This is a genomic window from Microvirga alba, assembly GCF_015694465.1.
Lineage (GTDB): Bacteria > Pseudomonadota > Alphaproteobacteria > Rhizobiales > Beijerinckiaceae > Microvirga > Microvirga alba.
In genome coordinates, this window is record NZ_JADQDO010000001.1 from 250,108 (window position 1) to 273,470 (window position 23,363).

The window sequence follows — 23,363 nt, forward strand, 5'->3', positions numbered from 1 at the left end:
CATGGGCCGCGTCGTCGCCATTCATCAGCCAAACTTTTTTCCCTGGCTTGGCTATTTTGATAAGATCAGGCAAGCGGACGTCTTTATCTTTCTCGATGCCGTGGACTATCCACGTTCTGGTAGCGGAGGCATGGGTTCTTGGGTCAATCGGGTTCGATTGAACATCCAAGGAAAAGAGCACTGGGTAGGCTGTCCCGTAAAACGTCTGCCCCTTGGCGCCCCGATCTCTGCCGCGGAGATCGATGATCAACAGCCTTGGCGTTTGAAGCTTCTGCGCAGCCTCCAGGCCAATTACGGACGCGCCGAGCATTTCAAACAGGTCATGGACCTCCTTGGGCCGCTCATCGACGCGCGAGAGTTCAACTTGGCGCGTTTTAACATCGCTGCTATCAGTTCCATTGCGTCCTACCTGGGTCTATCCGCAGAATTCGTGCTGCAATCGCAGCTCTCGGTGCCGGGCGAGAGCACCGAACGGTTGATCGCGCTGACAAAGGCGGTTGGTGGCGACACCTATCTGACGGGAGGCGGCGCAAGTGGTTATCAAATAGACAACCTATTTCCCGAAAATGGCCTGTCCCTTCGCGGTCAATCATTTACGCCGCGTCCCTATGGTCCTCCTGAAAAGTATATCGCTGGCCTCTCTATTATCGATTACCTGATGCATGACGGCCGCCCTTTTACGGAAAGCTTTGCGGAAACGGCAGCGCAATGAGTAAGCTTATTGGCGAGCAGCCTGGTGAGGCTCGGACAAACTGGGACGAATTCACGGAAACGGGATTTCGCGATCTGCTGAAGTCCTTGAAATCACGCTCCTATAATTTTGCGAGTTTCGCCCACCCTCCCGAGACGAAACATGTTCTGTGGCGACACGACGTGGACCAGTCGCTGCATCGGGCTGCACGGCTCGCCGAGATCGAGGCAGAAGAGGGGGCGCGCGCCGTATATTTTCTCAATCCGCGATCACAATTTTATAATCTTCTCGAACCGGTCTCAGCGGCGCTTACTCGCCGGGTTCGCGACGGAGGGCATGAGATCGGGCTCCACTTTGATGCTTCTGCGTTTGATGTTCGCATCTGGACGGCTTCGACACTCGCGCAAGCCGTTCATGCCGAGAGGGTTTTGCTGGAGTCAATTCTCGGCCAGCCCATTCGCACCATGAGCTGGCATAATCCGGATATGTCCAATCTTCTGGATTTCAAGGACCGTGAAATTGGCGGTCTCATCAACGCCTATGCTGATGCTTATAAGCGAGACTACAACTATGTTTCGGACTCCAATGGCTATTGGCGTTTTACTCCAATGGCAGAGGTGATTGCAGCGGGGCACCCCAAGCTTCACCTGTTAACCCACCCGGAATGGTGGACTCCTGAACCACTTTCGCCATCAGAGCGCGTCGACCGTTGCATTTTTGGAAGAGCACGTGCCATCAGGCATGAATACGATACCATTCTCGCAAAAGGCGGCAGGAAAAATCTAAAAAGTTAAACTTTTCCATCGCGCTTCCGTGGCCGTGGTCGACTTCCGAGAACGGTAGGGTCAGATGGTGCACGGATGGGCCTTGCCAGTCGGTTCCCATCCACCGACGCGAAATATATCCACCATTGGCCCAAAGCTTCTGCGCCTTGGCTGAGCCATTGCTGATAAACCCTCTCCAAGGAGCGGATGCAAATACTGGGATTGAAGGAAATTTTTGATGCCTGTCGGACGAGGAAGCTCCAATCCGGTACTAGGTCAACGGTTCGGTCGTAAGTCGAGCCTAAGGCTTCTCCTTGTCGGCTTCTTCGACCCGAATGGGCTTCTGACGATCCGAGAAAATATCGCGGCCCTCCAATGGATGAGCCGTCACACGATCGATGTTGCCAATATGTGGCCGGGCGGCTCTGAGTGGCTGGCCTTTCCATCGACGTTTGATCCTCGTGATTACCACGGAATCATCTTCCATCCGACGGTCAGCTATCATCCCAATAACATAGCGGGAATCGATCGAAAGATCGCACTGAAGCTCCGCGACTATCGCGGTCTGAAGATCTTGATGAAGCAGGATGAGCAATTCAGGAGCGGACGTTTCGCCGAAATCATCGACGATAAGAAGTTCGATCTTCTCGTGACCTGCCTCGCTCCTTCCGAGTGGGAGAAAGTCTATCCCCGGAGGATTATTGGAGACTGCCGCATCCTCCAGTCCCTGACGGGCTTCGTCTCGTCCGAGATGCGTTCGGATTTCTGGCGCGAGCCGGCAACGGGGCGCCCCATCGATGTGAGCTACCGAGGCTCTTTACAGCCATTGTCGTTCGGACATTTGGGGCTCGAGAAGCGAGAGATCGGAGAAAAGTTCCTCAAGCAGGTCGAACGTAGCGGCATAACGCTGAGATGCGACATCTCCTCCCGGTGGGAAGATCGCCATTTTGGGCAGGACTGGATCGGTTTTCTGCAGAACAGCCGGGCCACACTCGGGGTGGAGTCGGGTTCGAACCTCTTCGACTTCGACGGCCGGGTTGAACAGGAGTGTGCCCGATTTGCCGAGCAGAACCGGGACATGGATCCCTGGAGCGATGCTTACTACCAGAAAGCGCACGCTGAGTTCCTGCATAAATATGAAGGCAACGTATTCTACAACCAGCTCTCGCCACGCCATTTCGAGGCCGCCGCTACGGGGGCCGTGCAAATCCTGTACGAAGGCACCTACTCCGACGTCTTCGAGCCATGGCGGCACTTCATTCCACTGAAGAAAGATTTTTCTAACTTCGCCGAAGTGGTGGATACGGTCAGAGATGACGTTCGGCTACGTGAGCTCGCGACGAATGCCTATGAAGACATCATTCTCAACCCCAAGTATACGTATCAACAATTCGTCAGGGAAATCGATGCGATGATCGAGCAGATCGCTTCCGAGAAAAGCGTGGTACGGTCCAAGGCGGCCTCCGGCGGTCCTCTGCAAACGAGCGAGAAGCCCGTCCTCTTCATCCTCGCGAGCCACGATCCCGTGCTTGATCCGCGCATCGGATGGTGGGCCGAGAAGTTGGTCGAATTCGCCACGGTCGTCGAGGTTGGTTTCCATCGCCATGCAGGGAAGACAACCGGTTGCGAATTGGAAAACGTTGCCGACGGGCATCTGCGTCTTCGTATCGACCCTGAGCAACAAGGCGACAGTTGGCTACGGTTCGTCGATGATGAAGGCCGCGTGGAACAAAACGCAGGGCTAAGCGTCCTCAAAAACCTCATGCTCGCGGCGATGATCAAGGACGATCATCTTAACTCTCGCTTCGGTCTCTTGGGGGGAGCTGAAGATCGCTTTCGGTTTCGATCGCATCTCAATTATTACGTCTCAATAAACTCCAACTTGATCGAGGTCTGCCAGAAGCTGGGTTCGCCCTCGGCCATCATTGCATGTGATCTGGATACATTGCCTGCTGGCGTCGCGTTGGCGGGGGGCTGGGATATTCCGCTGATCTACGATGCCCATGAGTTCTGGCCCTTCTCCTTTCCCGGCGCTCTCGCCGGGGAGAGCAGCTTCTGGGAAGCGGTGGAGCGGACACTCATTCCGTCTACGGATTTGCGCATTTGCGTGTCTCCACAATTGTCGAATGTCATGGCTGAAGCCTATGGTCACCCCTTCGAAACTGTTCCGAACGCGGTTCCGACGCGGGATGCGAAGGAGGTCCGTTCCAATCCGAAGGTTCCGGTTCGTAAAGACCAGGTTGAATTCCTCTATCAGGGGATTTTCGCTCCGACCCGAGGCATCGATCTGCTGATCAAGGTTTGGAGGAAAACGTCGTCGCGATGCGTCCTCGTTTTGCGAGGCCCGGACGGCTCTTACAAAGATCAGATGCGGGATCTGGCGGCTCGGGAGGGCGTTCTGGGGGGGCGTGTCATCTTCGGCGAGCCGGTCGCCGAGGATCAATTGATTGCTGCCGCGAGCCGTTCTGATGTTGGCATCATCCCGTATGAGCCGGCCAACATTAACAATAAGTTTTGTTGTCCGAACAAGCTCTCGCAGTACATGGCGGCAGGCCTTCCCATTCTCGCGAACAGGACCGATTTCGTGCGGAATGTTCTCGATGAATCTGGCGGGGGAACCTGCGTCGACTTCACCAACGAGGAAGCCCTCATCGAAACCATCAACCGCCTTGCCGAGGATGATGGAGATCGGATGCGAATGGCAGACAAGGCTCACGCGTTCTTCGCTGAGAAATTCAACTGGGATGTGGTTTCTGCGGGTGCGGTCGCTTCCGTCAAAAGCCTTGTTGCGGATGCCTGCTCGACGACGCCTACTCTTGATTTATCTTGGATCGTGAGCACGCCGCCGGTCCAGCCGGACACGGCCCATGAGGCGTTGATTCCGGAGACGGTGGTCCTGCCGGAAATCATCACAAACTTCGTCCTGTCCCTGCTCAACGCAACGAATGGTCAGCCTGTTGATGCGGAGCGGCTTTCGAAGCTCTGGCCCGTCCTCGGCGAGCAATGGGCGCAACGAGTTAAGGATCTGGAGCAGGAACTCAAACGGGGACAGGGCGTCGAGGTCGCTTTGCAAGGCGAGATCCAACGGTTGCAGGAATGCGTCCGCGAGTTGGCTCAAATAGCAGAAGCCTACGACAACCTGAATATGAGACCTTCGCAACTGCTCTCCCGCCTGGGGGCAATTGCGCGGGAGGAAGTTCGAAAGAGAGTCAAGCCTGCGAAAGGCGACTGAGTTGGCAGGACCGCTTCCCATTAGCTCGCGTAAGACTACCTGAAAATGATCATCCGGATCCTTGATGACCTCTCCTCTGATCGAAAAGCAACCGCGCGTCTGCTTCATCTCGTTCTCGCCGATTGCCGATGATGCGCGTGTGCGACGCCATGGCGATGCGCTGCACGAGATCGGCTGGACGGTTTCTGCAGTCGGGTACCCCGCGAGATCGGCTCCCGTCCCCGATTGGACGATTGTCGATACGGTGCCGGATTTGCTGGAACAGGGGGACACCGACAGATCCCCAGACCGCGATGAGAGAAGAGAAGTCGAGGAGCAAATCGCGGCCGCCCGGAGAAGGGCGAGCCAAGCGAAAAAGGAGCTCATCTTAAGCCGTGCGAGCGACTTGCGGAGTGCTTGCGCGGCTGCCGGTGGGGCCGTTTCGCGGGGGAGGGCGACTATCTCCCATGGCGTCCCGCTGCTTGGCGTACTCATCCCCTATGCGGCAGCTTTCGCCTATTGGCGTGTGCGCGGCTTTGGAGGCGAAGTCAGAGGAGGGTTCGTATCCCTTCTGAAGCCGGTGACTCGTCGCTTATTTTCTCTGAGACGCCGTGCTGAACACGCCGTTCTTAAGTGCCTAGGCGTTCATCGGATTGCGCCCGAGGTAACGTCGTGGCAGGAGTTCAAGCCTTATCTCTCGCTGTTGCAAGCTCATGTGGACAGCAAGCGCGCACTGGAAATCTACTGGTCCTGGCCAACGGTGACGGAGATGTACGCGAAAGCGCGTACGATCGACACCGATCTCTGGGTCGCGAACGATTGGATCACGTTGCCGATCGTCGCAAAGCTCGTCGAGGAAAAGGGCGGTTCGTATATCTATGATAGCCATGAGTTCGGGACGCAGGAATATCCGAACGATCCGCGTTGGCGCGCTTTTACGCAGCCGATTGCCAGGGCTGTCGAGCGACGGTTCATTCGTGATGCAAAATTCCGCTTTTCCGTTTCTCCCGGCATATCAAAGGAGCTGACGGCTTTGTATCGGCTTGACGTACCCTGCGCCGTCATCCGGAACATGCCCCATCGGCAGGACCCCGTGTTCCGTCCGACGGGAGAGAAGGTTCGGGTGCTCTATCACGGTATTGTCGCCGAGGAGCGAGGCCTTGAGGCTGCGATTGAAAGCGTCGGTTCATGGAGGCCCGAGTTTAGCTTGACGATCCGCGGCCCCGGCCATCCTGACTATATCGCGCGGCTTGCGAGCTTGATCCGAAGCGCAGGGGTCTCCGATCGCGTTGAAATCGCGCCTCCGGTGCCGGTGACTGAACTCGTCCGCGCTGCGAAAGAGTTCGACATCGGTTTCTTCGCGCTACCGGACAACTCGTTGCATAATCAGTTCGCGCTTCCGAACAAGTTCTTTGAATATGTGAACTCCGGCCTGGCACTTTGCGTCACAAATTGTCCTGATATGGCGGAATTGACACGGCGCCACGATCTCGGGGTCCTTATAGACAGTATGCGCCCTGAAAGCATTGCGGCGGCGATCAACGGGCTCGATCGGGTATTGATTGATCGCTACAAACAGAATGCGATCAGGGCATCCGAGACGCTCTGCTGGCAGAGCGAGCGCTGGAAGCTGGTCGACGCCTGCAAAATAGGGATAGCGGCAGCCCACACACCGCTCGCGGCGCGAACCGATTGACGTCTACTTGCGACATATGAGCCTTGTTGAATAACTTATGATAGCCCCGGGAAGGGTGCTCCGGTTGGAGGGTCTGCAGATGTCTTACGATGAAGGCAATATTTTTGCTCGGATCCTGCGGGGGGAGTTACCCGCTCACAAAGTCTACGAAACCGGCTTCGTTCTGGCTTTCATGGATGTCATGCCGAGGAGCACAGGGCATGTCCTGGTGATTCCGAAAGCGAAGGCGCGCAACATCTTTGACATTGGCGAGAACGATCTTAGCCATGTCGCGAGCGCGGTCCGAGTGATTGCATGCGCCGCGAAAGAGGCCTTCGGCGCGGATGGCATGTCAATCATCCAGTCCAATGAGAGCGCTGGCGGGCAGGTCGTATTCCATATGCACGTTCACGTGATCCCACGATGGGAGGGGATCGAGCTGAAACCTCATACGGGCGGGATGGAGCGCAGCGAAATCCTGGCGGCCAACGCGTCGAAGATCAGGCAGGTGTTGTCGCAACTTTAAGACGTCGCAGTCTGGAGTTCTCGCCTGATACTTTGCAGAAGGTGCTATTTGAGCTCGGGCCGGCTAAGATTTCTTCTTCCATCTTATTAAGATGCCCCCGGATTTTCGGCCACGTGTCAACGGGGACGGGCCGCCGATTTCGCCGGCGAGCTGCGCAGGTCACGGGATTCGAGTCTACTTGTCTCGCATGCTGGATGCATCCCGCGGCACTCGCGCCTGGGTATGCACGCTGAGACCGCGCCAACGATCGTACGCAACATAAGTGTGTCGCCCATGGCAGACCGTGTGGCTCACGAGAGCTGGTCTTCCTTGGCGCGACACCGCTCCCCGCAGTGAGCGGCGAAGTTGCGATCACACGGAACTTTGGCCGGACGACGTGTTTGGGACGGTAATTCCTCTCGTACGAGAATATCGCATGGTCGCCGGATGCATCGGCCGTTCCGAGTTCCGCGAACTGGCAAGCCCTCCTCGAGCGATTCCCCGTGCGTGCGATCGCCTGAAGCGCGCTCACGTCAATTCATTCGGGTCATACCGCGTTACTCGCCGGTGGACGACACGTCCTTGTGAACGGCTGCGCAGGCGTCACCGTTTTCCTAACAGGGATTCGTTTCAAAATAGCTTTTGAAGACAAGACGTTGGGGCGGATCCTGCGTCTCCCGTTTCGGTGGACCTCAGCGATCCCGCCTCCTTCTCCGTGCTGCAATATACGGCCGAAGAAATATAACGTTGCAATATTTTCTGGACGATGAATTTGATACATTATAATGTGCCATTCCCTATCGTAAGTTTTACCGAAAATTTCAACCATGGCAAAAGACTACAAAGAACTCGCATCATTTATGCGCGCCCATAAATCTGACCCCCTCGCGTTGGCGAAGATCATGACATCTTGGGCCTGGGCGTCCCTACTGCCTGGCGGCGGTGCGGGCGCCGAGCCCGTAAACGCCAAAAACGTGGTTAAGGTCATGAGCGCCTCATGTGGCTGGCGTGATATTTTGATGGACTCGCTATTTGAAGGAATCGGCATTCAACATCGCCGAGTGAATTTTTATGATGTGCCATTCCAGACCAATCACACGGCTACAGAGTTGTTCATCAATGGAAAGTGGATGTTTTTTGATTCCACTTATGGAGTTTATTTGACCCGGAAAGGCAGTAGCGTTCCTCTATCTATGGAGGAGGCGCGCACTCTTTGGCCAGACGTTGTCATTCAGCAGAGTAATCTCAAGGGCTGGCAGGGTACGTTTGTCGACCCCAAACAAATAAATGCGAAATCGTACAGTCCAGCGCAGGATACGTTTGGATATGCTCCAAAGAGCTATTATCAAGCAGACGGCGTCATTACTGGTGAATTCTACAGTCTTTATTTTGGGAACCGGGCGACGTACATGGATGGCCATAACGAAACCGCCATTGGTGGTGGAGATCGTTCATGGAACATTGTGCGCGACACCAGCGGGACCAAATCTTGGTCGAAATCAACGACGTTCATCGATCTGCAGGGGCGCCTTGACGCTCAGCACGTGGTTATGGACGACAAGAGTCAAATATTTACGCACTGGGATTTGGACAACAACTACTCGTGGTCCGTAAAGAAGACAATAATAGCGGAAAATAGCCGCATTCAGTCGGCACATACTACGTATGATGATGGCTCAAAATTAGCTTTGTATTATGATGTTAAGCTTCTTGATGTATGGGATAGTGTTTTAGATCACTATAGTGTTAATGGAAAACAGGATTATAAAATCATAACATATGACGATGGAAAAAGACTAGAAATAGATTTTGATGCATCTCAATTGTATTCGTGGTCAAAATACGAGGATTGGTACGATTCAGCGGGGCAAGTCATAAGCACGACGATCACTTTTGATGATGGGCACGTGAAGTTTTTCGACTGGTCTGTCGCGAGGAAGATTGTCGTAACGGCGGGTTCCAACTCGGTGGTTGGGACCTCGGGAGACGACGCGCTCTTCGGTTCGAGCGGCGATGACTTCCTCGATGGCGGCGCCGGTATGGATCGCATGGAAGGCGGTGCGGGGAACGACACATACTATGTCGATGACACCAACGATATCGTGATCGAAAAGGAAAACGGCGGAAATGATACCGTCGTCGCTTCGACCGACTATGCTCTCCCCCGCAATGTGGAAAATCTCGTTCTCACAGGTGATGCAATCTACGGGACGGGCCAGGAACTGGACAACTGGGTCGTCGGCAATGCACGAAACAATGTGCTTTCGGGCGGAGCCGGCAATGATCGGCTTGTGGGCATGGACGGTGATGACCTCCTCTCGGGCGGGACGGGCCGAGATACGTTGGAAGGAGGGCTTGGAGCGGATACCCTTTACGGTGGTCCCGATGCCGACGTCTTTCTTTGGAGATCACTCGCTGAAATCGGCACGACGCTGAAGAGCTCGGACTTCGTGAAGGACTTTTCGCGGGAGCAGGGCGACGTATTGAACTTCAGGCTGATCGATGCGGATGAAACGCGGGCCGGGAACCAGAATTTCACCTTCATTGGAGACCAGGCATTCAGCGCACCCGGCCAAATTCGTTATGCCTTCAGCGGCAAGGATACGATCCTGTACTTCAATGTCGACAATGACCCGTCGGCGGAGGCTGTTCTACGGATCGCCGGCAAGCAGGTGCCCGATGCATCGTGGTTCGTGCTTTAGGCCTTCTGCCCTGAGCATCGTGAAATGCGGTTACGAGCCTCGCCGGTTGGTCCGGTGAGGCTCGTTTCTATTTGGATTTACTTCTTTGCCTCAACCAGGGACTGGGCGATCTTCGCGCTGCTCTTTCCGATGCCGTATTCGGAAATCTCCTGTCGGGGCTTGTAATCCGCGTCGGTCCACAGCCGGTTCCAACCTGCTTCGACGGTTTCGACCCACTCGGTCTCGTCGCGAAGCGTCACGCATGGCACGCGGTGGAAATAGGCTTCCTTCTGTAGGCCGCCTGAATCGGTGAAAACGCCCGAGGCATTGTGCGTCAGCCAAGCCATGTCGAGGTATCCCAGTGGCTCGATGAGCTGGACGCCGGCCGGGTTGAGGCCGCTCTTCTCCATGAGTTTACGGGTGCGCGGGTGAACCGGCATGATGATCGGAACGTCGCGCCCGCGATCCGACAACCATTGGATGACCCGCGCAAAGCGCTCCGGGTCGTCCGTGTTTTCGGCCCGGTGGATCGTGGCGACGGCGTAGGTCTTGGGCGTCAGGCCGTGCTTATTCAAAATCTCGGAGCGTCCCTTGGCTCGTTCAACGGCCGCCAGGGTGACGTCGTACATCACATCCCCGACGTGGTGGACGCCCTTGGTGATGCCCTCCGCCTTGAGGTTCACGACAGCGGTCTGGGTCGGACAATAGAGAAGGGTGCTGATGTGGTCGGCCATCACCCGGTTGATCTCTTCCGGCATCCTCCGATTGAAGGATCGAAGGCCAGCCTCGACGTGGGCGACGGGAATGTGGAGCTTGGCGGCGGCAAGCGCGCCGGCGACCGTGGAGTTCGTGTCGCCGTAGATGAGAACCCAATCGGGCTTCTCGGCGATCATGACCTCCTCGAGCTTCTCGAGCATGCGCCCGGTCATGGCGCCGTGGCCGAGGCTGTTCACCTCGAGGTTATGGGCCGGGGGCGGAATGTCGAGTTCTTCAAAGAACACGTCGGACATGGCCGCGTCGAAATGCTGCCCCGTATGCACGAGAATTTCGCGAATGCCGCCATGGGCGGCGAAGGCATGGCTGACAGGGGCGGCCTTGATGAACTGGGGCCGCGCGCCGACAACGGTCAAAACAGTCAGTGACATGGAATATCCTTCATCGAATAGCTTGGGCGATTACAGGCTGCGAGCCGCGGAGTCTATCCTGCCGTCTATCCCGCCCAGTCGAGCGAGCGGGCGACGGCCTTGGTCCACTCGGCGTTGAGCCGATCGCGCCGGGCTGCCTCCATGGAGGGTTTCCAGCGCTTGTCGACCGCCCAGTTCCGCTCCAGCTCGTCCGTACCGGTCCAGAAGCCGGTGGCGAGGCCCGCGGCGTAGGCTGCGCCCAGCGCCGTGGTCTCGATGACCTGCGGGCGAATGACCGGAACATTGAGCACGTCCGCCTGGAACTGCATCAAGAGCTCGTTGATGACCATGCCGCCATCGGTGCGAAGCTCCTTGACGGCAATCCCGGTGTCCTTTGCCATGGCGTCAAGAACCTCGCGGGTCTGGAAGGCTGTCGCCTCCAACGCGGCGCGGGCGATGTGGCCCTTGGTGACGAACCGGGTCAGGCCGCCGATCAGGCCGCGGGCATCCGCGTTCCAGTGTGGCGCAAACAGGCCGGAAAAGGCCGGGACGATGGTGACGCCGCCATTGTCCTCGACACTGCGTGCCAGGGGCTCGATGTCCGTGCTGGACCCGATGATTCCGAGATTGTCGCGCAGCCACTGCACGAGCGCGCCGGCAATGGCGATCGAGCCTTCGAGGGCGTAGACCGTCTTCGCCGTTCCGAAGCGATAGCCCACGGTCGTCAAAAGCCCGCAGGTGGAAGGGTAGGGCTTCTCGCCGGTGTTCATCAGCATGAAGCAGCCGGTGCCATAGGTGTTCTTGGCCTCACCAGGCTGGAAACAGGTCTGGCCGACGAGGGCCGCCTGCTGATCGCCGAGAATGCCCGCGATGGGCACGCCAGCGAGCACGCCGCTGGCGTCGCCATAAACCTCGCTCGATGAAAGGATCGTCGGGAGGCACGCTTTCGGGATCTCGAAGAGGTTCAAAATCTCCTCGTCCCAGGTGAGACTGTGCAGGTTCATGAGCTGTGTGCGGCTGGCATTGGTCACATCGGTGATGTGCCGGCCCCCAGCCGGGCCGCCGGTCAGGTTCCACACGAGCCAGGTATCGATATTGCCGAACAGCACATCGCCCGCTTCTGCTTTCGCCCGCGCCCCGGGCACGTTGTCGAGCAGCCAACGCAGCTTGAGACCTGAGAAATAGCTTGCGAGCGGCAAACCGGTCTTGCTCCGGAGACGGTCGGGACCGCCTTCCTTGGCGAGGTCCTGAACGATCGGGTCAACCCGGGTATCTTGCCAGACGAGAGCGTTGTGAAGCGGTGCGCCGGTGCGCTTGTCCCAGATGAGCGTCGTCTCGCGCTGGTTGGTGATGCCGATGGCGGCGAGATCCCGCGCCGTCAGGCCCTTCTTCTCCAGTGCCTTGTCGACGACTTCTTGCGTGTTGCGCCAGATTTCGAGCGGGTCATGCTCCACATAGCCAGGCTTCGGGTAGATCTGCGCATGCTCTTTTTGCGCGACCGAGACGATGTTGCCTGCCCGGTCGAACACGATGAAGCGTGAGCTGGTCGTACCCTGATCGATGGCGCCGACATAGTTAGCCATAACCTGCTCCCCGAAAGCCCGTTTCATGGGCCCTTCTTGCTATTGCGCGGCGACGGACGTTGCCTTCCGCTTGCTGAGATATGTGTCGATCTTCTGGGCTGCGTCCGCTGGGACGTGGAGACCGAGCTTGGAGCGCCGCCAGAGGATGTCCTCGGCACTGCGCGCCCATTCCCGGCGGACGAGATAATCGACCTCCGTCGCGGTCAGGCCGGCACCGAAATCCTCGCCCAGATCGGCCATGGATGCGGCAGAGCCCAGAAGCTCCTCAAGCCTCGTGCCGTAAGCGCGCGACAGGCGATAGGCAAGGGCATCCGGCAAGAACGACCAACGCGTTTTCACATTCGCGAAGAAGCGATCGAAATCAGCATCGGGCATGTCACCGCCCGGCAGTTTGGCCCTTTCCGTCCAGGACGGCTTCATGGCCGGGAAATAGGCCTTCAGTTCATCGAGCGCGTGCTCGGCGAGCTTGCGGAACGTGGTAATCTTGCCGCCGAAGATCGACAGCACCGGGGCCTGGCCCTGACCATCCTCGAGATCGAACACGTAGTCCCGGGTCACGGCCGAGGCGTTGGTCGAGCCGTCGTCGAAGAGAGGGCGGACACCGGAATAGGTCCACACCACATCGGCGGGCGTGACCTGATGCTTGAAATGGTGATTCACCACGTTGCAGAGATACTGGATCTCGGAATCGCTGATCGTGACCTTCTTGTCCGGCACCGACTCGACCGGAATATCAGTGGTGCCGACGAGCGTGAACTTGCCCTGATAGGGGATCGCGAACACGATCCGCTTGTCCGTGTTCTGCAGAATGAAGGCCTTGTCGCCGTCGAAGAGCTTGGGAACCACGATGTGGCTGCCCTTCACGAGGCGCACGCTCTTCTGGGTGTTGAGCCCGAGCTTGGTGTTCAGGACGTCCGCGACAAACGGGCCGCCCGCATTGACCATCACGCGGGCTCGGACCTCCGTCGGTTCGCCCGTCTCGACGTTTTGCAGGCTCGCCACCCAGAGGTCGCCCTCGCGACGGGCCGAGACGAGCTTGGTGCGCACGCGGATGTCGGCGCCCCGCTCGGAGGCATCCAGCGCGTTCAGCGCCACCATGCGGCTGTCCTCGACCCAGCAATCGGAATAGACGAAGGCTGTGTCGAAGCCGGGTTTCAGGGCTTGCCCCGCCGGATGACGGGTCAAGTGAATCGTCTCGGTGCCGGGCAGGCGCTTGCGCGGGGCGAGGTGATCGTAAAGGAACAGGCCGAGGCGGACGAACCAGGCCGGGCGGATGCCCTTTTCATGGGGCAGGATGAAGCGCAGCGGCCAGATGATGTGCGGCGCGGATTCCAGTAGGCGCTCGCGTTCGAACAGGGCTTCGCGCACCAGCCGGAACTCGTAATATTCCAGATAGCGCAAGCCGCCATGGATCAGCTTGGTGCTGGCGGACGAGGTGTAGCCAGCGAGATCGCCCTGCTCGCAGAGCACCACAGAGAGGCCTCGGCCCACCGCATCGCGCGCGATACCCGCGCCGTTGATGCCACCGCCAACAATCAGAAGATCGGTCACTGTCGTCACGAAACTTAGTCTTTCCTTCAAACCGGGCTCTTCCGGCACCCTGCACATGATTCCTTTAGCCGTCTAAGGCAAGTGAAATCTGAACAATGTTCACGGCTCCCGGGCCAGGGCGAGGTTTAGCACAAAAGCCCCGAGAGAGCAGAGGGCCATGACGAGGCAGGCGACCAGCACTGCCTCATAGCTGCCCCACCAGGCCCAGAGCGCCCCGAATGTGAATGGCGCGGTGGCCATGGACAGCCTGACGGGCGTGGCAATCATTCCCTGGATGGCGCCATAATTCTCCCGGCCGAACAACTCCGGCGGAAGGAGTGCCTTCACGATCGTCATCATGCCGTTGGACGCTCCGAAGATGCCGGCGAAAATTGCGATTAGCCATGATCCGGCCGGGATGAAGGGGAGAAGCGCGAAAGCGAGAACGCTGAGCAGCATGGTCAGGACGCCGAGAGCCCGCAGGCTGAGAACCCGCTCGCCGAACGCCATGGCGAGCCGCGCCACGACCTGAGCCGGTCCGATGATGGAAAAGGCGGCGACGGCGGCGTCGAGGGTAAAACCTCGTTCGATCAGGAGCGGGATCAGGTGGAGGGGGATTCCTGTAGAGATCATCCCCTGGGCGACCGAGGTCGCCACGAAGCACCAGAAGGAAGCGCGATAAAGGAGTTGGCGGGGATTTGAAGCCGGGCGGGCCGCGGAATGGGTACTGCCGGGATGCAGCGCCGACCTTTGAGAGGCTGGAATGCTGATGGCGTGGATTGTGGCGCAAATCCCGAGATTGAATGCGGCAAGGACGACGAGTGCCCCGCGCCATCCGCAAGACTCGATCAGCAGGTGGGTGAGGGGAATGAACACCGTACTGGCGAAGCCGCCGATGAGCGTCATCGTCGTGAGGCCGCGCCGCGCGAGAAACCCAAGCCGGCGCGCAAGAACCGCGAAGCCGGGGTCATAAAACACGGCGCTCATGGCGGCCCCCATTCCTACCCACACCAGGATGAAAAGCGGGTAGCTCTCGATTCTGGACCAGAGAGTGAGGAGAAGCGCCGCCAGAACGGAACCGCCGGTCATGATGGCGCGGCCATGGCCGAGATCGATGAGACGCCCGACCGGAATCGCGAAGAATGCGGAGGAGATCAGCGCCATGGAATAGGCGGCCGTCAGTGCGGATTTCGACCAGCCGAGTTCTTGCCCCATCGGTTCGATGAAGAGCGCGAAAGCATAGAAAATCGAACCGTACGAGACGAGCTGGGCCGTCGAGAGGGCAGAGACGAAGCCCCAGGGCATACGATCGGGAGAGGACATCGGTCAGCCTTTGCCTCGTCGCCTCGATCCCCTCATCCGGTTTGCGGGTTCAGGCGCAATCCGTGCCTTATGACAGGGCGCATGGTTGACGAATAGGGCCTGATGCCTCATATGCACAGCACGGCGTCAGCGCTCTTCGTGAGCCGCTTGAGTGGGCTGCGTGACGGATATTCGCTGAAATACGGCGGAGGCCCGGCCCACTTCTTCAATCGCTCGACCGTACGGCTGCCCCACACGCGGGTTGTCGCCTTGAGCCCGGCAGGGCCAGATTTCCTGGCAACAAACGCCTTGCGGCTCCCCGCATCTGTTTGAAAGAACAAACATTTTGACTCTCTTTTCCGATTTCGGATTGGCCCAGCCGATCCTGAAGGCGCTTGTGTCCGAGGGCTATGAAAAGCCCACGCCGATTCAGGCACAGGCGATCCCGCATGTGATGGCAGGCCGCGATATCTGCGGCATCGCGCAGACGGGAACCGGCAAGACCGCCGCCTTCGCGCTGCCGATCCTCCACCGCCTGAGCGAGAAATCGCGTCCGCTGGCTCGCAAGAGCTGCCGGGTGTTGGTTCTCAGCCCGACCCGTGAGCTTTCCGGCCAGATCGCAGACAGTTTCCGCACCTATGGACGCAACCTGCGCCTCTCCACCTCCGTGGTGTTCGGCGGGGTGACCATCGGCAAGCAGGAGCGCGAGCTGTCCGGCGGCGTCGATATCCTCGTCGCCACTCCCGGCCGCCTGCTCGATCTGATTGATCGCGGTTCGCTGACTCTTCGCGATGTCGAGATCCTTGTTCTCGACGAAGCCGACCAGATGCTCGACCTTGGCTTCATCCATGCGCTGAAGCGCGTCGTGAAGCTCTTGCCGAAGGATCGTCAGAGCCTGTTCTTCTCGGCGACCATGCCGAAGACCATCGCGTCGCTCGCCGATGACTTCCTGCGTGATCCTGCCAAAGTCGCCGTGACGCCTGTCGCGACGACGGCGGAGCGCGTGGAGCAGAGCGTCATTTTCGTGCAAACGAGCCAGAAATCGCCTCTGCTCGAGGCGGTTCTTCGTGATGAATCCATTGACCGCGTCCTGGTCTTCACGCGCACCAAGCACGGCGCGGACAAGGTCGTGCGCTATCTGGAGAAGGTCGGCATCGCCGCCGCCGCCATCCACGGCAACAAGTCCCAGCCGCAGCGTGAGCGGGCCTTGGCCGCGTTCCGCGCGGGGACCTGCCGAGTGCTGGTCGCAACCGACATCGCTGCGCGCGGCATCGACGTCGACGGCGTCAGCCACGTGGTGAACTACGATCTGCCCAACGTGCCGGAATCCTACGTCCACCGCATCGGCCGCACCGCACGCGCGGGCGCAACCGGTCTCGCGATCTCGTTCTGCAATGACGAGGAGCGGGCTTATCTCAAGGACATCGAGAAGCTGACCCGCCTGAAGGTGCCAGTCATGCCGCTCCCGGCCGATATGCCGGCCCCGGTTCCGGCCTCCGAGTTGCGCGAGCCGCGTCGCGAGCAGCCGCAGCGCGGTCGCCCGGCTCCCCATGCCCGTGGTCATCAAGGTCACGGTCAGTCGCGCAGTGCTGATCCGAGTGCCGATCGCGGCCCCAAGCGCAGAAGTCGTGGGCCCAAGCCCGCTGCGAACGCCGGGCAGCCGAATGGCGGTCAGAAGCAATCTCAGGCTAGGCCAGCCCAGCGGCCATCGCAGGGCCAGCCCGCGCAGAAGCGTTCCGACAACCGGGGCGACGGCGCGCAGGTGGCTTGGCTCGACAAGGGACCGCGTCGCCGCTGACGGCAACTGAATGAATGCGCAAGGCGCCGTCTTCGGACGGCGCCTTTCTCATGCGCGGATGACTACAAGCAGATACCCACGCAGAGGGGCCAGTAACCGCGCGAATAATAGTATCCGCGGGGATAATAATACCTGTAGGGCCGATAATACCTGTAGCGGTGATAGTACCTGTAAGGGTGATGGTACCTGTAGCGGTGATAGTAGCGCGGGCCTCTCCACCAGCAGCGATAAGGGCCGCAGACCCATCTGGCTTGCGTGACCAGATTGCCGGCTTCCTTGGCGATGCTCGGATCCGGACCGAACGGCGTCGCGCGAGCGGGTAGGACCGCACCGGCAAACGCCAAGCCTCCCACCATTACGATTGCAGCGAACGCAGACTTCATGGCGGCCTCCTGAAAAGGAACAGGACAGACCTGCGCGATGATAGGTGTTCGACTTGTCGCGGCGTTGATCTTTGTCAGCTTGAATGCGGTGCGGTGTGTGGAGGGCGGCGGTCAAGCTCCTCCTTCAGCCGATCAATGATATGGGTCTGCCGCGTCGCGTAATCCGTCGCCCATGAAGTTGAATGCGAGCACCACAATCACCACCGGCACGATGGGAAACAGCAGCCACGGGTGAAGCTGTACGGCAGCGAGGTTTTGCGCCTCGTTGAGCAACACGCCCCAGCTTGTGACAGGCGGACGCAAGCCCAGACCGAGGAACGACAAAGCCGTTTCGCCGAGGATCATCGACGGGATCGAGAGCGTCGCCGAGGCAATCAGGTGGCTCATGAAGTTCGGAATGAGGTGGCGCGCGATGATTCGTTTCTTGGACGCTCCCATCAGCTCCGCCGCTTTCACGAAGTCCTCTTCACGCAACGAGAGCAGCTTCGAGCGCACCGCGCGGGCGAGGCCTGGCCAGTCGAGCAGGCCGAGAATGATGGTGATGCCGAAGAAGACGAGGATCGGGCTCCAGTTCGGCGGGAGCGCCGCCGACAGGGCAAGCCACAACGGCAGTTCGGGCAATGACCGCAGGATCTCGATCATCCGCTGGATGATGTGATCGACCCATCCGCCGATATAGCCTGCGAGCCCGCCGAAGAAGAGGCCGAGCGCGAATGACACGGCGATGCCGACGATGCCGATGGTGAGCGAAATCCGCGCGCCATAGATGATGCGGGACAGAAGATCGCGCCCGAGCCGGTCGGTGCCGAGAATGAACATCGTGCTGTCTCTCGGCGGGCAGAACAGGTGCACGTTGCCCGGTACAAGTCCCCAGAACTCGTAAGCCTTGCCACGGCAGAGAAAGCGCATTGGTTGCGGCGTGGAATAATCCACCGTGTAGACGCGGCGGAAAGACTCCAGATCGAAGCTGAATTTGTAGGGATAAACGAAGGGGCCGATGAAGCGGCCTTCATGCATCAAATGAACCGGTTGAGGCGGCGCGTAGATGAAATCGCCGTGGCGCTGTGTCTGGCTATAGGGCGCGATCACCTCGACGAACGGCACCATGAAGTAAAAGGCGAGGAGGATGAAGGCGGCAGCGACCGCCACTTTGTGTCGGCGAAATTTCCACCATGTCAGCTGCCATGAGGAGGCGCGGTAGTAGCTTTCGTGCTCGGCGCCCACCGGTTCCATCGCGCCGGGATCGAAGGCCGCGGGATCGACATAATGCTGTCTCGGCGGCGGAACCCTGTTCATCGCCCGCCTCCCATGCGAATGCGTGGATCGAGCCAGGCGAGCAATAGATCGGAAATCAACATCCCGATCACCGTGAGCACGGCGACGAACATGAGAATGAACCCGGCCAGAAACTGGTCCTGGCTCTTCAATGCGCTGAGCAGGATCGGGCCGACCGTTGGCAGGCTCAACACCAGCGACACCAGCACCGATCCGGAAATCAGATGCGGCAAAAGGTTTCCGATATCGGCGATGAACGGGTTCAGAGACATGCGGAACGGATATTTCAGCAGGGCCGTGCGGGGCGCGAGGCCCTTCGCCTTGGCAGTCACGTAATATTGCTTGCCGAGTTCGTCGAGCAGGTTCGCGCGCATGCGCCGGATCATCGCCGCAGTTCCGCCAAGTCCGATCACGAGCGTGGGCACGACGAGATGCGACATGAGCGAACGGATTTTGGGCCAGGTCCAGGGTTGGTCCGCGAATTGCGCGTCATACAGACCGCCGATGGACACGCCGAACCAACGGTTCGCGTAATAGAGCAGGATTAGCGCAAGCAGAAAACTCGGCGTCGCAAGGCCGATATAACCAATGAAGGTGGCGACGTAGTCGCCGACCGAATATTGCCGCGTCGCCGAATAGATCGCGATGGGAATCGACACGAGGTGGATGAAGATCACGACGGCAAGATTGACGAGAAGCGTCAGCCATAGCGCGTCACCGACAACCTCGGTCACCGGCTTGTCGTACTCGAACGACCAGCCCCAATCGCCCTGAAGCAGGCCGGAAAAGCCGTTGGGGCCCGGCATCACGCCGATCCAGACGAGATATTGCTCCCAGGCCGGGCGGTCGAGTCCGTATTGCTTGATGAGAAATTCAGCCTTGGCGATAGAGGCGGTTTCGCCTTGCGCCCTGAGTTCAGCGATCTGGTTGGTGAGGAAATCCCCTGGCGGCAGCTTGATGATGAAGAACACAAGCGCCGAGATGATCAGAAGCGTTACGGCCATCGTGACGACGCGGCGCAACAGAAAGCGGATCATCGGCGCGCCTCTTTGGCAGCGGGCTTGCTCCAGAACATTTCATCGAGCCGATAGATGCCGATCATCGCGGTCGGTTCCCAACTATAGATGGCCCGGTCGGGCAGGCCTTCCAGTCCGTCGCGGACGACGATCGGCTGCAGGGCTCCCGCAATCGTGCCGATGGTCCATTGGTTCTCGACGTGGTTGCGCAGCATCTCGCGCCAGGCATCGGTTTGCACGAGGTCGTCCGCGGTATCCATCCAGACATTGTAGAGGTCGAGCAGACGCTTTGCTTCCGGCAGGTCCACCGCCTCACCGTTCTTGCCCTTTGTCTCGATGTATTGGCCCCATTTCGGCCAGGCGAGATTGTCCTGCCGCATGGGTGCGAATTCGGTCGGAGGCATGACGTCGGTCGGGATCGCGTTGTCGAACCCCTGGCCAGCCGTCATGATCGGCAGGCCTGCGAAAGCGCGGTTGCGCAGGACGGTCCGGTCCTGTGGCTTCACGAAGAGCCTTACGCCGATTTCGCGCCAGAACTCGCCGATCAAGGTCAACCCGTCCACGATCAGACTGCTTTCGCCATCCGTCTCGACGATGATCTCAAGCTCGCGGCCATCGGGCAAGAGGCGGATGCCCGCTCCGTTGCGCTTGGTCAGCCCGATATCATCGAGAAGCTTTGACGCGAGGATAGGATCATAGTGGGCATTGGTACTGCGCAGCTCTGGCGAGAAAAGCGGGCTCTCCGGCATGACCGTATTGTTGCCCTCGGTTCCCAAACCGAAGAGCAGCGCGTTGTTCAACGTCTTGCGGTCGATGCCGAAGGACAATGCCCTGCGGAAGCGCGCATCGCGATTGAGTTTGCGCCAGACCGGGTCGGTGGTGTTGAGGTTGGGATAGAGCGCCAGCTCGGTCCCGCGCGCGTAGGGCCAGAGCAGTGTCCTGTATCGATGCGCCTTCTCGCCCTCCTTCAGCACCGGCACATCGTTCATCGACAGGCCGCGGAACAGGAGATCGGCTTCGCCCGCATTGGCTTTTGCCGCAAACAATCCACCGGACGCGACATCCATGATGATGCGGTCTACATAGGGAAGCTGGTGCCCCTTGCTGTCGACGCGGTGGTAATAGGGATTGCGCTCGAAGATGAAGCGCGTCGCGGGCGACGCATTGATCACGCGCCAAGGCATGAGAGTCGGCAGATCGGGATTCGTCTGCTCCTTCATGTCGTCCATGCGGTTGTGCAGGGCCGCCCAGGATTTCAGTTTCTGTTTCTTCGCCAGTTCTTCGAGCTGCGCCTTGTCGGCATATTTCGCGTGGAAGCGCTTCAGATAGGCGGATGCGCGGTAGATGCCGGGATCGAGCGGCCCCGCGAGTTGGGGCAGGAAGCGCGGGTTGGGACGGTCCCAGGAGTATCGGATGGTGCGCGCATCGAGCACCTCGAAGCGCGGCAACTTGCCGTCCACCATCATGAATTCGGGTGGGCCCGCGGGGGAGAGGTCCTTGTTGAGGGCCACATCCTCCCAATAGTAGCGGAAATCCTCCGCCGTGAAGGGAGATCCGTCCGACCAGCGATGGCCGGCGCGCAAGGTGAAGGTGATAACGCGGTCGCCGTCGCTCTCGACCTTCTCGACAAGATCCGGCTTGAGTTTCACGTCTCGGTCGTAGCCGACGAGCCGCGTGTAGGTGTAGGCGGAGATGTAGCGAATGTCGCGGGCGCGAGGCACGAGGGTGACGATGTCGCCGCCATAATGGCCGTCGCGGCCGCCCTCGGGATCGGAGAGAAGCGGCGTCTTCGGAATACGCTCCTCAAGCGGCGGCATCTTGCCCTGAAGCACCTTCTCCGCGAAGAACGGCGGCTCACTGAACCGTTCCGCGAAGGCCGGCAGCGACAGGAGAACGAAAACGGCGGCCAGACACACGGTCTTCGTGCTGATCCTCGTCAACATCACGCTGCCTCCTCTGCGGCCTGGCTTCCCAGACGCACCTTATGACCGGGCTCGATCTCTTTCATGACACCCGCCTCGCCCTGCAGCAGGCGGAAGGGGGCGGGCCATTGCGAAGGATTGGAGAAACGGTCCGCGCGCAACTTCTCGAAATCGAGCGGCCGGTCGATGTCAGGATCCGGCACGGCGGCGAGCAGTGCTTGCGTGTAAGGGTGAACCGGGTTCCGGAAGAGAGAAGTCTTTGGCGCTTCTTCGACGATGTAGCCCCGGCACATGACCGCAATCGTATCGGCGATGTAGTCCACCACCGCGAGATTGTGCGACACGAAGAGATACGACAGCCCGAGCGCCGATTGGAGATCCTTCAGCAGGTTCAGCACCTGCGCCTGCACCGACACATCAAGGGCGGATACCGGCTCGTCGCAGAGCAACACGCGCGGTTCGAGCGCGAGCGCCCGCGCGATGCCGAGACGCTGGCGCTGGCCGCCGGAGAAGGAATGCGGGTAGCGCCGCAAGGAACGCTTATCGAGCCCGACCATGTCGAGCAATTGCGTGGCCCGCGCGTAGCGTTCGTCCGGAGTGCCGATGTCGTGGATGCGCAAGGGCTCGGTTAGGATTTCGTAGACCGTCATGCGCGGATTGAGCGACGAGAACGGGTCCTGGAAGATGAACTGCACGGAGCGGCGATATTCGGTGAGCGCGGCACCCTCCAGCTCGAAGACATCGCGCGGACCCGTGCCATTATCGAACAGAACGCGCCCGGAATCCGGATGCATCGCCCGCATGATCATTTTGGAAACGGTCGTCTTGCCACAGCCTGACTCACCGACGAGGCCGAGCGTCGTGCCCGTCGGCAGGGAGAGGTTGACGTCGTTGACGGCCCGGATTGTCCTGATCTTGCCGGAGAACCAGCCCGAGCGGAGGGTATAGCTCTTCGTCAGATTCTCTACTTTCAGGATCGGGCCCTTGGGTTCGATCCGCTCGGGTGCGTGTGCGTTCGCGAGAGTGGCGCTTTTGATTTCCCGGATCGGAGTCAGGCGCTCGTCGACGGCCATGGCGAAGCGCGGCACGGCGCGCATGAGCGCCTGGAGATAGGGGTGTTGCGGGTTGCGGAAAATGTCTTCCCGCGAGCCCGCCTCCATGACCCGGCCGCGATACATGACCACGACCTCGTCGGCGACATTCGCCACCACCCCGAGATCGTGAGTGATGAGCAGCACCGACATGCCGGTTTCGGTTTGCAATTCCTTGATGAGATCGAGGATCTGGGCCTGCGTCGTCACGTCGAGTGCGGTCGTCGGTTCGTCCGCGATGAGAAGGGCAGGGCGGGTGATGAGCGCCATGGCGATCATGGCGCGTTGCCGCAACCCGCCGGAGAGCTCGAACGGGTACGTGCTCAAGGCACGTTTCGGGTCGGGAAAACCCACCCGGGCCAGCGCATCGATTGTCCGCTCGCGCGCCTCGGCGCGGCTGACACGGGCATGGATGACAAGCGCTTCGGAAATCTGATCGCCGATGGTGTGGAGCGGCGAGAGCGATGTCATCGGCTCCTGGAAGATCATGGCGATACGTCCGCCGCGCAGCGCATGCATGGCGTCGCTCTCGGCGCCAAGCGCGGCAATATCGAGCGTGGCGTTGCTGACCGCATCATTGAAGACGATGGAGCCGCCCGAGATGTGGGCCTTCTTCGACAGGATCTGGAGAATGGCTTGCGCCGTCACGGATTTACCGGAGCCGGATTCCCCCACGAGAGCCACGGTCTTGCCCCTCGGAATGTCTAAAGACAATCCGTTCACCACCCGGAAGTCTCCGGTCTCGGTCATAAAATCGACCGTCAGCTGACGGATCGACAGGAGCGGCGTATCCATGAGCTCCTCCAATGGCC

At 59.5% G+C, this 23,363-nt stretch carries 16 protein-coding genes; 7 read left to right on the plus strand and 9 right to left on the minus strand.

Going from position 1 to position 23,363, the window contains the following annotated elements:
• Position 1 precedes the first annotated feature (1 nt).
• From I2H38_RS01200 to I2H38_RS01225, 6 genes are all read left to right on the plus strand, one after another.
• On the plus strand, positions 2-712 hold the full coding sequence (locus I2H38_RS01200; RefSeq protein ID WP_196269973.1) for a WbqC family protein: 711 nt from the start codon (positions 2-4) through the stop codon (positions 710-712).
• The gene (locus I2H38_RS01205) at positions 709-1,485 is read left to right on the plus strand and encodes a polysaccharide deacetylase family protein (RefSeq protein WP_196269974.1); all 777 of its coding nucleotides are present in this window, start codon (positions 709-711) and stop codon (positions 1,483-1,485) included. The genes I2H38_RS01200 and I2H38_RS01205 overlap by 4 nt, the downstream gene beginning before the upstream one ends.
• A gap of 208 nt (positions 1,486-1,693) precedes the next feature.
• Positions 1,694-4,687 carry a glycosyltransferase family protein gene (locus I2H38_RS01210; protein WP_196269975.1) on the plus strand — a complete coding sequence of 998 codons (2,994 nt, stop codon included), beginning with the start codon at positions 1,694-1,696 and terminating at the stop codon, positions 4,685-4,687.
• Positions 4,688-4,826: 139 nt separating this feature from the next.
• Positions 4,827-6,362 carry a glycosyltransferase gene (locus I2H38_RS21330; protein ID WP_210324636.1) on the plus strand — a complete coding sequence of 512 codons (1,536 nt, stop codon included), beginning with the start codon at positions 4,827-4,829 and terminating at the stop codon, positions 6,360-6,362.
• 79 nt (positions 6,363-6,441) lie between these two features.
• Positions 6,442-6,867, plus strand: coding sequence for an HIT family protein (locus tag I2H38_RS01220; protein WP_196269977.1), 426 nt, complete (start codon positions 6,442-6,444; stop codon positions 6,865-6,867).
• Positions 6,868-7,673: 806 nt separating this feature from the next.
• Positions 7,674-9,548 carry a calcium-binding protein gene (locus I2H38_RS01225; RefSeq protein WP_196269978.1) on the plus strand — a complete coding sequence of 625 codons (1,875 nt, stop codon included), beginning with the start codon at positions 7,674-7,676 and terminating at the stop codon, positions 9,546-9,548.
• 77 nt (positions 9,549-9,625) lie between these two features.
• Here the strand turns inward: I2H38_RS01225 and wecB are convergent, their stop codons facing one another.
• The 4 genes from wecB to I2H38_RS01245 all read right to left on the minus strand — a co-directional run bounded on the left by wecB (position 9,626) and on the right by I2H38_RS01245 (position 15,087).
• Positions 9,626-10,672 (minus strand): non-hydrolyzing UDP-N-acetylglucosamine 2-epimerase, encoded by a 1,047-nt coding sequence (gene wecB / locus I2H38_RS01230; RefSeq protein ID WP_196269979.1) that lies wholly within the window; start codon positions 10,670-10,672, stop codon positions 9,626-9,628.
• Positions 10,673-10,737: 65 nt separating this feature from the next.
• Positions 10,738-12,234, minus strand: a complete 1,497-nt coding sequence (gene glpK, locus I2H38_RS01235; protein WP_196269980.1) for a glycerol kinase GlpK — start codon at positions 12,232-12,234, stop codon at positions 10,738-10,740.
• Between the two features lie 39 nt (positions 12,235-12,273).
• Positions 12,274-13,794 carry a glycerol-3-phosphate dehydrogenase gene (glpD, locus tag I2H38_RS01240; protein WP_324617324.1) on the minus strand — a complete coding sequence of 507 codons (1,521 nt, stop codon included), beginning with the start codon at positions 13,792-13,794 and terminating at the stop codon, positions 12,274-12,276.
• Between the two features lie 90 nt (positions 13,795-13,884).
• Positions 13,885-15,087 carry an MFS transporter gene (locus I2H38_RS01245; protein ID WP_196269982.1) on the minus strand — a complete coding sequence of 401 codons (1,203 nt, stop codon included), beginning with the start codon at positions 15,085-15,087 and terminating at the stop codon, positions 13,885-13,887.
• 325 nt (positions 15,088-15,412) lie between these two features.
• Between I2H38_RS01245 and I2H38_RS01250 the strand changes: the two genes are divergently transcribed.
• Positions 15,413-16,864 carry a DEAD/DEAH box helicase gene (locus I2H38_RS01250; RefSeq protein ID WP_196269983.1) on the plus strand — a complete coding sequence of 484 codons (1,452 nt, stop codon included), beginning with the start codon at positions 15,413-15,415 and terminating at the stop codon, positions 16,862-16,864.
• Positions 16,865-16,926: 62 nt separating this feature from the next.
• On the opposite strand, the gene I2H38_RS01255 is transcribed toward I2H38_RS01250, so the two are convergent.
• From I2H38_RS01255 to I2H38_RS01275, 5 genes are all read right to left on the minus strand, one after another.
• The gene (locus tag I2H38_RS01255; protein ID WP_196269984.1) at positions 16,927-17,247 is read right to left on the minus strand and encodes a hypothetical protein; all 321 of its coding nucleotides are present in this window, start codon (positions 17,245-17,247) and stop codon (positions 16,927-16,929) included.
• Between the two features lie 132 nt (positions 17,248-17,379).
• Positions 17,380-18,543 (minus strand): ABC transporter permease, encoded by a 1,164-nt coding sequence (locus I2H38_RS01260; protein WP_196269985.1) that lies wholly within the window; start codon positions 18,541-18,543, stop codon positions 17,380-17,382.
• Positions 18,540-19,559 (minus strand): ABC transporter permease, encoded by a 1,020-nt coding sequence (locus I2H38_RS01265; RefSeq protein ID WP_196269986.1) that lies wholly within the window; start codon positions 19,557-19,559, stop codon positions 18,540-18,542. The genes I2H38_RS01260 and I2H38_RS01265 overlap by 4 nt, the downstream gene beginning before the upstream one ends.
• Complete coding sequence (locus I2H38_RS01270; protein ID WP_196269987.1) at positions 19,556-21,481, minus strand: ABC transporter substrate-binding protein; 1,926 nt, start codon at positions 21,479-21,481, stop codon at positions 19,556-19,558. The genes I2H38_RS01265 and I2H38_RS01270 overlap by 4 nt, the downstream gene beginning before the upstream one ends.
• A complete protein-coding gene (locus I2H38_RS01275) occupies positions 21,481-23,346 on the minus strand; it encodes an ABC transporter ATP-binding protein (RefSeq protein WP_196269988.1) in 1,866 nt (621 codons plus the stop codon). The genes I2H38_RS01270 and I2H38_RS01275 overlap by 1 nt, the downstream gene beginning before the upstream one ends.
• Between the last annotated feature and the right edge of the window lie 17 nt (positions 23,347-23,363).

What these genes read in the sequence shown, in the direction of transcription:
- glpK (WP_196269980.1), bottom strand. Translation starts at nt 12,234, where the DNA reads ATGGCTAACTATGTCGGCGCCATCGATCAGGGTACGACCAGCTCACGC.
- I2H38_RS01260 (WP_196269985.1), bottom strand. Translation starts at nt 18,543, where the DNA reads ATGAACAGGGTTCCGCCGCCGAGACAGCATTATGTCGATCCCGCGGCC.
- I2H38_RS01255 (WP_196269984.1), bottom strand. Translation starts at nt 17,247, where the DNA reads ATGAAGTCTGCGTTCGCTGCAATCGTAATGGTGGGAGGCTTGGCGTTT.
- I2H38_RS01245 (WP_196269982.1), bottom strand. Translation starts at nt 15,087, where the DNA reads ATGTCCTCTCCCGATCGTATGCCCTGGGGCTTCGTCTCTGCCCTCTCG.
- I2H38_RS01205 (WP_196269974.1), top strand. Translation starts at nt 709, where the DNA reads ATGAGTAAGCTTATTGGCGAGCAGCCTGGTGAGGCTCGGACAAACTGG.
- I2H38_RS01220 (WP_196269977.1), top strand. Translation starts at nt 6,442, where the DNA reads ATGTCTTACGATGAAGGCAATATTTTTGCTCGGATCCTGCGGGGGGAG.
- I2H38_RS01270 (WP_196269987.1), bottom strand. Translation starts at nt 21,481, where the DNA reads ATGTTGACGAGGATCAGCACGAAGACCGTGTGTCTGGCCGCCGTTTTC.
- I2H38_RS01200 (WP_196269973.1), top strand. Translation starts at nt 2, where the DNA reads ATGGGCCGCGTCGTCGCCATTCATCAGCCAAACTTTTTTCCCTGGCTT.
- I2H38_RS01225 (WP_196269978.1), top strand. Translation starts at nt 7,674, where the DNA reads ATGGCAAAAGACTACAAAGAACTCGCATCATTTATGCGCGCCCATAAA.
- I2H38_RS01210 (WP_196269975.1), top strand. Translation starts at nt 1,694, where the DNA reads ATGCCTGTCGGACGAGGAAGCTCCAATCCGGTACTAGGTCAACGGTTC.
- I2H38_RS01275 (WP_196269988.1), bottom strand. Translation starts at nt 23,346, where the DNA reads ATGGATACGCCGCTCCTGTCGATCCGTCAGCTGACGGTCGATTTTATG.
- I2H38_RS01265 (WP_196269986.1), bottom strand. Translation starts at nt 19,559, where the DNA reads ATGATCCGCTTTCTGTTGCGCCGCGTCGTCACGATGGCCGTAACGCTT.
- wecB (WP_196269979.1), bottom strand. Translation starts at nt 10,672, where the DNA reads ATGTCACTGACTGTTTTGACCGTTGTCGGCGCGCGGCCCCAGTTCATC.